Genomic DNA, 8,313 nt, shown 5'->3' on the forward strand with positions numbered 1-8,313 from the left:
CGGCATCGCGCGGCCGGCCCGCTGCGGGCCGCCGCGCGCGCCGCTCAGCGCAGCGCCTCGATCAGCTTCTCGAGCTTCACCGCGTCGGCGGCGAACACGCGGATGCCTTCCGCGAGCTTCTCGGTCGCCATCGCTTCGTCGTTCAGCTGGAAGCGGAACGATGCCTCGTCGATCGCGACGCGCTCGGTCGGCTTGTCGTGCAGCGCATCGGGCGACAGCTTGCGCGTGACCGTTTCGTTGCTGTCGTGCAGCTTCTGCAGCAAATCGGGACTGATGGTCAGCAGGTCGCAGCCCGCGAGTTCGACGATCTGGCTCGTCGTACGGAAGCTCGCGCCCATCACTTCGGTCTTGTAGCCGAACGTCTTGTAGTACGTGTAGATGCGACGCACCGACTGCACGCCCGGATCGTTCGCGCCGCCGTTCTTCGCTTCGTCCCAGTCGGCGCCGGCCTGCTTCTTGTACCAGTCGTAGATGCGGCCGACGAACGGCGAGATCAGCTGCGCGCCGGCTTCGGCACACGCGGCGGCCTGCACGAGCGAGAAAAGCAGGGTCATGTTGCACTTGATCCCTTCCTTCTGCAGCGTCTCGGCCGCGCGGATGCCTTCCCACGTCGATGCGAGCTTGATCAGGATGCGGTCGCGCTCGATGCCGGCTGCTTCGTAGAGCTTGATCAGCTCGTGCGCCTTGTCGACCGAGCGCTTGGCGTCGAACGACAGGCGCGCGTCGACTTCGGTCGACACGCGGCCGGGAATGAGCTTCAGGATTTCGGTGCCGAATGCGATCAGCAGCCGGTCGATGATGAAATCGGTGCTTTCGTTGCGGTGGTCGCGGACGGTCTTCTCGAGGATCGGCTTGTACGCGTCCTTCTGCACGGCCTTCAGGATCAGCGACGGATTCGTGGTCGCATCCTGCGGCTGGTATTGCGCGAGCTGCTGGAAATCGCCCGTGTCGGCGACGACGGTCGTGTACTGCTTGAGCTGGTCGAGTGCGGTAGTCATGGCGATTCGGGAGGAGGGCGCACAGGCGCCGGGTTCTCACGGGCCGCGCGAACGCGGCGGCGAAGCGAGGCGGCGCCATGCGCCGCCTTCGATCCACTATTTTAGGCCCGATTCGTGTCGAGCACCTTTTCGCGCATCGCGCATGCGCGGCGCCGCGTCACGGCGCGCGGCGCGCGTTGAGGATCGCCTGCGTGACGATCCCGGCGACGAGCCCCCAGAACGCGGAGCCGATCGACAGCAGCGTGAGGCCCGACGCGGTCACCATGAACGTGACGAGCGCGGCCTCGCGCTGCTTCGCGTCCTGCATCGCGTTGGCGAGCCCGCTCATGATCGAGCCGAACAGCGCGAGCGCGGCGACCGACACGACGAGCGCCTTCGGCAGCGCGGCGAACAGCGCGGCGATCGTCGCGCCGAAGATGCCTGCGATCAGGTAGAACGTGCCGCACCACACGGCGGCCGTGTAGCGTTTCGCGCGGTCTTCGTGCGCTTCGGGGCCGGTGCAGATCGCCGCGGTGATCGCCGCGAGATTCACGCCGTGCGAGCCGAACGGCGCGAGCAGCAGCGACGCGAGGCCGGTCGTCGCGATCAGCGGCGACGACGGCGTCTGATAGCCGTCCGCGCGCAGCACCGCGATGCCAGGCACGTTCTGCGACGCCATCGCGACGACGAACAGCGGAATGCCGATGCTGACGATCGACGCGATCGAGAACGCGGGCATCGTGAAGACCGGCTGCGCGAGCGCGATATGGAACCGGCTGAAGTCGAGCAGCCCGAGCGCGCCGGCCACCGCCGTGCCGACGATCAGCGTCGTCACGATCGCGTAGCGCGGCGCGAGCCGCTTGACGATCAGATACGTGAAGAACATCGCGAGCACGAGCGCGGTGCGGTATTGCGCCGCGCGGAAGATCTCGATGCCGATCTCGAACAGGATCCCGGCGAGCAGCGCGGCCGCGATGCCGGACGGAATGCGGCGCATCAGCGTGTCGAACAGCCCGCTCACGCCGACGGCCGTCAGCAGCAGCGCGCACACGACGAACGCGCCGATTGCCTCGGCGTACGGGACGCCGGGCAGCGATGCGATCAGCAGCGCCGCGCCGGGCGTCGACCATGCGACGACGATCGGCGCGCGAAAGCGCAGCGACAGGCCGATCGTCGTCAGCGCCATGCCGATCGACAGCGCCCAGATCCACGACGAGATCTGCGCGTCGCTGAGGTGCGCGGCGCGGCCGGCCTGGAACATCAGCACGAGCGAACTCGTATAGCCGGTCATCATCGCGACGAAGCCGGCGACGAGTGCCGAGACGGACGTATCGGTCAAAAAGCGGCCGCCGGCGCGGCCCGCGCTCGCGGTGGGCGAAGGGTTCATGCTATCTCCGGAACGGGCCGCTCGACGGCGGCCTCGTATCTGCTGGTTTGGGATTCGTTACTTGCTCAGTGCGCGCATCGCGGTTTCGAGCCCCGCGAGCGTGAGCGGATACATGCGGTGGCCGAGCAGGTCGCGAATGATCGCGACCGACTGCCGGTATTCCCATAGGCGCTCGGGTTCCGGATTCAGCCAGGCATGATGGGGGAACTGATCGGCGAGCCGGCGCAGCCACACGGCGCCGGCTTCCGGGTTGTTGTATTCGACCGAGCCGCCGGGCTGCAGCACCTCGTACGGGCTCATCGTCGCGTCGCCGACGAAGATCAGCTTGTAGTCGGGCGTGAACTTGTGGAGCACGTCCCACGTCGCGGTGCGCTCCGAATGACGACGGCGGTTGTTCTTCCACAGATGGTCGTACACGCAGTTGTGGAAGTAGAAGAATTCCAGATGCTTGAACTCGGCCTTCGCGGCCGAAAACAGCTCTTCGGTGCGCTTGATGTGATCGTCCATCGAGCCGCCGACGTCGAGCAGCATCAGCACCTTCACGTTGTTGTGGCGCTCCGGCACCATCCGCAGATCGAGCCAGCCCGCGTTCGCGGCCGTGCTGCGGATCGTGCCGGGCAGATCGAGCTCCTCGGCCGCGCCTTCGCGCGCGAAACGGCGCAGCCGCCGCAGCGCGACCTTGATGTTGCGCGTGCCGATCTCGACCGAATCGTCGTAGTCGCGGTAGGCGCGCGCTTCCCACACCTTCACCGCCGTGCGATTGCCGTTCGACGGACCGCCGATGCGCACGCCTTCGGGGTTGTAGCCGCCGTGCCCGAACGGCGACGTGCCGCCGGTGCCGATCCACTTGTTGCCGCCTTCGTGCCGCTCCTTCTGCTCGTCGAGCAGCTCCTTCAGGCGCGCCATCAGCTTGTCGAGCCCGCCCATCGCTTCGATCTGCGCCTTCTCCTCGGCCGACAGCTCGCGCTCGAGGCGCTTCTCGAGCCAGTCGAGCGGAATGTCGAACGCGTCGGACGGCAGCGCCGACACGCCGTGGAAATACGCGCCGAATGCCTGATCGAACTTGTCGAAGTACTGCTCGTCCTTCACGAGCGTCATGCGCGCGAGGAAGTAGAACGCGTCGATCGACGGCGCGATGAGCCCCGCCTTCAGCGACTCGAGCAGCGTCAGGTATTCCTTCACCGAGACGGGCAGCTTGGCTGCGCGCAGCGCGTAGAAGAAATTGAGCAGCATGGCCGGGCCTTTGCGAACGGAGGGTTACCGGTTGTGCCGGTTCATGAAGACGAGCCGCTCGAGCAGGCTGAGATCCTGTTCGTTCTTCAGCAGTGCGCCGGCGAGCGGCGGCACGATCTGCTTCGCGTCGGCGCCGCGCAGTGCGTCGGCGGGGATGTTCTCGGCCAGCAGCAGCTTCAGCCAGTCGAGCAGTTCGGACGTCGACGGCTTCTTCTTCAGGCCCGACACGCCGCGCAGCTCGAAAAAGCTTTCGAGCGCCGCATGCAGCAGTTCCTCGCGGATGTTCGGGAAATGGACCGCGACGATCTTCTGCATCGTCGCCGCGTCGGGAAACTGGATGTAGTGGAAGAAGCAGCGGCGCAGGAACGCGTCGGGCAGCTCCTTCTCGTTGTTCGACGTGATGATGACGAGCGGACGATGCTTCGCGCGCACCGTTTCGCGCGTTTCGTACACGTGGAACTCCATCCGGTCGAGCTCGCGCAACAGATCGTTCGGAAACTCGATGTCGGCCTTGTCGATCTCGTCGATCAGCAGCACGGTCGGGCGCTCGGCCTCGAACGCCTGCCACAGCACGCCCTTGACGATATAGTTCGCGATGTCCTTCACGCGCTCGTCGCCGAGCTGCGAGTCGCGCAGCCGCGAGACCGCGTCGTATTCGTACAGCCCCTGCTGCGCCTTGGTCGTCGACTTGATGTGCCACTGCAGCAGCGGCATGTCGAGCGCGGCGGCGACTTCCTCCGCGAGCATCGTCTTGCCGGTGCCCGGCTCGCCCTTGATCAGCAGCGGGCGCTGCAGCGTCAGCGCGGCGTTGACCGCGAGTTTCAGATCGTCGGTGGCGACGTAGTGCGAGGACCCTTCGAAACGCATGGCGGCGGTCTTCTCTGGCGGGGAAAAATCCCAGTATAAGTCAGAAGGGCTGTCGGGTTGGGCGCCGGCCGCGTATCGTTGCGGGGCTGCGGCGGGGCGCACCGGGGCGCCGATATGGACGCATTCCCCGCCGACGCGGTACAATCTGGCCGTTTTTTTTGGCCTGCGTGGCGATCCGAGAAGCAAAACGGCGCGGGCCGTTGCCGCTTCGGCGCCAGTTTCCCCTCAAGCTAGGTTACAAGAGCTATGAACAAATTCGTCGGCAAACACGTCGTTGTCGCAGCGCTCGTGGCGCTCGCGGGCAGCGCGCAGGCGGCCGGTGTGGTCGGCAACCCGAAGGACGGGGCAAGCAAGGCCGCCATGTGCATCGGTTGCCACGGCATCCAGGATTACCGCGCGGCATACCCGGAGGTCTACCGGGTTCCCGTCCTCGGCGGCCAGAACCAGCAATACCTCGAGAACGCGCTGAAGTCCTACCGCAAGAAGGATCGTCATTTCCCGTCGATGAACGCGATCGCCGGTTCGCTGACGGATCAGGACATCGCCGATCTGGCGGCCTACTACGCCGCGCAGAAGGTCGACTCGAAGGACAATCCCTACAAGTAAAGCGCGCGCCGCTGATCTCAGCAGCGGGACAGGAGCATTCATGAACAACGCATTCAAGACGGCGGCGGCGATCGCATTCGCGGCCGGCCTCGCGATCGGTACCGCACACGCGGCCGACCTCTCGAAGGGCAAGGATCTGGTCGAATCGCACAACTGCGCGGCCTGCCACGGCGCGAAGCTGAACCAGCCGATCAACGCCGAGTACCCGCGCCTCGCCGGCCAGCACGCCGACTATCTCGTGTGGGCGATGCGCCAGTACCAGATGGGCCTGACGAACCCGCTGCTCGGTCGCAACAACGCGATCATGCAGGCGCAGGTGCAGAACCTGTCGGTCAACGACATGAAGGACATCGCTGCCTACATCGAGTCGCTGAAGGGCGACCTGGTGTTCAAGAAGTAAGCGCGACGGGCCGTGTGCCCGGCAGGCCAGGATACCCCGCCGAGGCGGGGTATTTTTTTGTCTGCGGCCGGCGCAGCACGGTGGGCGGCGGGCGGCATGCGACGAACGGCCGGCCGTTGCGGCGGCGGCGCTCAGTCGCGCTTCAGTTGCGTTTCAGTCGCGCGATGCGCGGCGCAGGATGCGCTGCAGGTACGCGTCCGTGTCGGGCGGCGCGTTCGTGCGCTGCGCTTCCCAGATCGTCTCGCCGAGGCACTCCATGATCGCGTGCTGCGCGTCGTGCGTCGAATCGAGCTTCGCCGCGAGCTTGTCGTGCGCGGCGCGGATGCCGGGCGGCTGGTCGATCGACAGCTGCTCGCTGATCGCCAGATGCATCGACAGATGCAGGAACGGATTCGTGCGGCCTTCCTCGGGTGTGTAGTTGCGCGCGGCCGCGCCGTCCGCGTCCTCGAGTTCCGCGTGGTATTCGGGGTGTTCGACGATCCAGTCGGCGGCCATCGCTTCCAGCGGCGTCAGGATCTCGCCGGCGCGTTGCTTGCGCCAGGTTTCGGTGAAAAAGCGACGGACTTCGTCGCGGCTCGGATTGAACATGGTGGGGAGCGTCGTGATGCGCGGCGTCGTGCCGCGTCGCGCATTGTACGCCGGGTCGGCGCGCGCCGCAGGCCGCGGCCGCGACGGTGCGCGACGGCCGGGGGAGAGCGGGGCGGTGGCGGCACGGCCGGCGCTCCGCCCATGCGGCGCCGCGTGTCGAATCCGACGCGGCCGCGCGGGTCGCGTGTAACGGGTAAGCCTGAGCTAGGCTCGCGGTCCGCGAGTCGCTACACTCCTACGGTCCCCGTTTTCGCGCCGCTACCCACCGCCCGCTTCGCCATGATCGCCGCCGTTCGTTCCTCGTCCGCCGCGCTGCAAGGTGCGCTCTACGTCGCGTTGTCCGCCGCAGCGTTCGGCGCGATGGCGATTTTCGGCCGCTACGCGTATGCAGGCGGCGTCGACGTGCTCGGCCTGCTGATCGTGCGTTTCGCGATCGGCGGTACCGTGCTCGCGGCGATCGCGTGGCGGCGCGGCGTCGTCTGGCCGCGCGGCCGCGCGTTGATGCCGCTCGTCGCGATGGGCGCGCTCGGCTACGTCGGCCAGTCGTTCTGCTATTTCACGGCGCTGCGGCATGCGCAGGCGAGCCTCGTCGCGCTGCTGCTCTATCTGTATCCGGCCTTCGTGACGCTGCTCGCCGCGTGGTGGCTCGGCGAGCGGCTCACGCGCGCAAAGGGCGTCGCGCTCGTGCTGTGCGTCGCGGGCTCCGCGCTGATGGTCGGCGGCGGCCACGGCGAGCCGTTCGGCATCGCGCTTGCGCTCGGCGCGGCGGTCGTCTATTCGCTGTACATCGTCGGCGGCACGAAGGCGACGCGCGGCGTCGATCCGCTCGCGACCACCGCGATCATCTGCGTATCGGCGACGGCCGCGCTCGTGCTGATCGCGCTGGTGCGGACCGTCGCCTTCGATGCGCCGCCGCGCTGGCCCGCGACGGCCGGCGGCTGGGCCGCGATGCTTGCGATCGCGCTGGTGTCGACCGTGGCCGCGATGCTCGCGTTCTTCGCAGGGCTCGAGCGGCTCGGCGCCGCGCGCACGTCGATGCTGTCGACGCTCGAGCCGGTCGTCACGGTCGCGCTCGCCGCGCTGCTGTTCGGCGAGGCGCTGTCGCCGCTGCAGTGGGCGGGCGGCGTCGCGATTCTGGCGGCCGTGCTCGCGCTCGTGCGCGCCGGCGGCGCGGCCGCCGACGACACGACGGCGACGTCGAACGCGTAGCAGCCGCGCAGCGCCTGCACGCCGGTCAGGCGCTGCGGCGCTGCGGCGTTGCGGTGCGCGTCAGTCGTTCGGCGGCGGCGTTTTCGGCCGGTATTCGCAGAGCGGCTCGATCGCGCAGTGCCAGCATTCGGGCTTGCGCGCCTTGCAGACGTAGCGGCCGTGCAGGATCAGCCAGTGATGTGCGTCGTGCAGGAATTCCTTCGGCGTGAACTTTTCGAGTGCGGCTTCGACGGCTTTGACGTCCTTGCCGGGCGCAAGCCCCGTGCGATTCGCGACGCGGAAGATGTGCGTGTCGACCGCGATCGTCGGCTGGCCGAACGCGGTGTTGAGCACGACGTTCGCCGTCTTGCGGCCGACGCCGGGCAGGCTTTCGAGCGCTTCGCGGTCGGCCGGCACTTCGCCGCCGTAGCGTTCGAGCAGGATCCGGCACGCGGCGACGACGTTCTTCGCCTTGGTCCGGTAGAGCCCGATCGTCTTGATGTACTCGGCGACGCCTTCCTCGCCGAGCGCGACGATCTGTTGCGGCGTGTTGGCGACCGGGAACATCTTGCGCATCGCCTTGTTCACCGACACGTCGGTCGCCTGCGCGGACAGCATCACCGCGATCAGCAGCTCGAACGGCGTCGAGTATTCGAGTTCGGTGGTCGGATGCGGGTTGAGGCTTTGCAGCGTTTCGTAGATCGCGCGTCGTTTGCTGGCGTTCATGGCGCTTGGTCGTCGGGCGGCGCGGACGGGCCGCCGGTATCGTCTCGATCGGCGTCGTCGGCCTGCGCATCGCGCGCGGCCTGTTGTTCGGCGAGCCGCTTGCGGCGCGCCTCGGCTGCGTCGATCTGCGCCTGGACGGCCGCGCTCACGCCTTCGGTATTCTTCGGAGCCGCACCCTGCGCGGCGAGTTCTTCCTTCTTCTTGCGCGCGCGTTCGAGCGCGGCGGCGATGATCGCGCGTTTTTTCGCGTCGGCATCGTCGGCGGCGGGCGGTGCGGCGGCAGGCGCTGTGGCGGGTTGCGTCGCGGTGGCGCTCGCCGCGCGGCGTGCGGCGTGCGGCGG

Annotated in this window: 9 protein-coding genes and 1 pseudogene; 3 read left to right on the top strand and 7 right to left on the bottom strand. The window is 67.7% G+C overall.

Translation table 11 applies throughout. The annotated features are described in order from the left end of the window. Positions 1–44: 44 nt before the first annotated feature. The 4 genes from tal to HMPREF3115_RS14695 form a co-directional block, all read right to left on the bottom strand. Complete coding sequence (gene tal, locus HMPREF3115_RS14680) at positions 45–998, bottom strand: transaldolase (protein ID WP_006398700.1); 954 nt, start codon at positions 996–998, stop codon at positions 45–47. A gap of 157 nt (positions 999–1,155) precedes the next feature. Then, on the bottom strand, positions 1,156–2,364 hold the full coding sequence (locus HMPREF3115_RS14685) for a benzoate/H(+) symporter BenE family transporter (RefSeq protein ID WP_006405628.1): 1,209 nt from the start codon (positions 2,362–2,364) through the stop codon (positions 1,156–1,158). A gap of 57 nt (positions 2,365–2,421) precedes the next feature. Then, positions 2,422–3,597, bottom strand: a complete 1,176-nt coding sequence (locus HMPREF3115_RS14690) for a vWA domain-containing protein (protein ID WP_006405627.1) — start codon at positions 3,595–3,597, stop codon at positions 2,422–2,424. A 24-nt stretch (positions 3,598–3,621) separates the two neighbouring features. Beyond that, positions 3,622–4,464: an AAA family ATPase gene (locus HMPREF3115_RS14695; RefSeq protein WP_006405626.1), complete on the bottom strand. Its 843-nt coding sequence runs from the start codon at positions 4,462–4,464 to the stop codon at positions 3,622–3,624. Positions 4,465–4,710: 246 nt separating this feature from the next. Here HMPREF3115_RS14695 and HMPREF3115_RS14700 point away from each other — a divergent pair, with 246 nt between their 5' ends. Together HMPREF3115_RS14700 and HMPREF3115_RS14705 are read left to right on the top strand one after the other, a co-directional pair. Continuing rightward, positions 4,711–5,070 carry a c-type cytochrome gene (locus HMPREF3115_RS14700; protein WP_006398704.1) on the top strand — a complete coding sequence of 120 codons (360 nt, stop codon included), beginning with the start codon at positions 4,711–4,713 and terminating at the stop codon, positions 5,068–5,070. 40 nt (positions 5,071–5,110) lie between these two features. After that, positions 5,111–5,470 (top strand): c-type cytochrome, encoded by a 360-nt coding sequence (locus tag HMPREF3115_RS14705; protein WP_006398705.1) that lies wholly within the window; start codon positions 5,111–5,113, stop codon positions 5,468–5,470. Between the two features lie 153 nt (positions 5,471–5,623). Here the strand turns inward: HMPREF3115_RS14705 and HMPREF3115_RS14710 are convergent, their stop codons facing one another. Further along, positions 5,624–6,058, bottom strand: a complete 435-nt coding sequence (locus tag HMPREF3115_RS14710; RefSeq protein ID WP_070554911.1) for a DUF1841 family protein — start codon at positions 6,056–6,058, stop codon at positions 5,624–5,626. Positions 6,059–6,337: 279 nt separating this feature from the next. On the opposite strand from HMPREF3115_RS14710, the gene HMPREF3115_RS14715 reads away from it, so the two are divergent. Then, on the top strand, positions 6,338–7,267 hold the full coding sequence (locus tag HMPREF3115_RS14715; RefSeq protein ID WP_006405624.1) for a DMT family transporter: 930 nt from the start codon (positions 6,338–6,340) through the stop codon (positions 7,265–7,267). A 60-nt stretch (positions 7,268–7,327) separates the two neighbouring features. Here HMPREF3115_RS14715 and nth read toward each other — a convergent pair whose 3' ends face one another. Next, positions 7,328–7,972 carry an endonuclease III gene (nth, locus tag HMPREF3115_RS14720; RefSeq protein WP_006412000.1) on the bottom strand — a complete coding sequence of 215 codons (645 nt, stop codon included), beginning with the start codon at positions 7,970–7,972 and terminating at the stop codon, positions 7,328–7,330. Continuing rightward, a pseudogene (locus HMPREF3115_RS14725) lies at positions 7,969–8,313 on the bottom strand (electron transport complex subunit RsxB); the annotation flags it as partial. The pseudogene HMPREF3115_RS14725 and the gene nth, both read right to left, overlap by 4 nt.

The sequence above is a fragment of the Burkholderia sp. HMSC10F09 genome (assembly GCF_001806955.1).
Lineage (GTDB): Bacteria > Pseudomonadota > Gammaproteobacteria > Burkholderiales > Burkholderiaceae > Burkholderia > Burkholderia multivorans.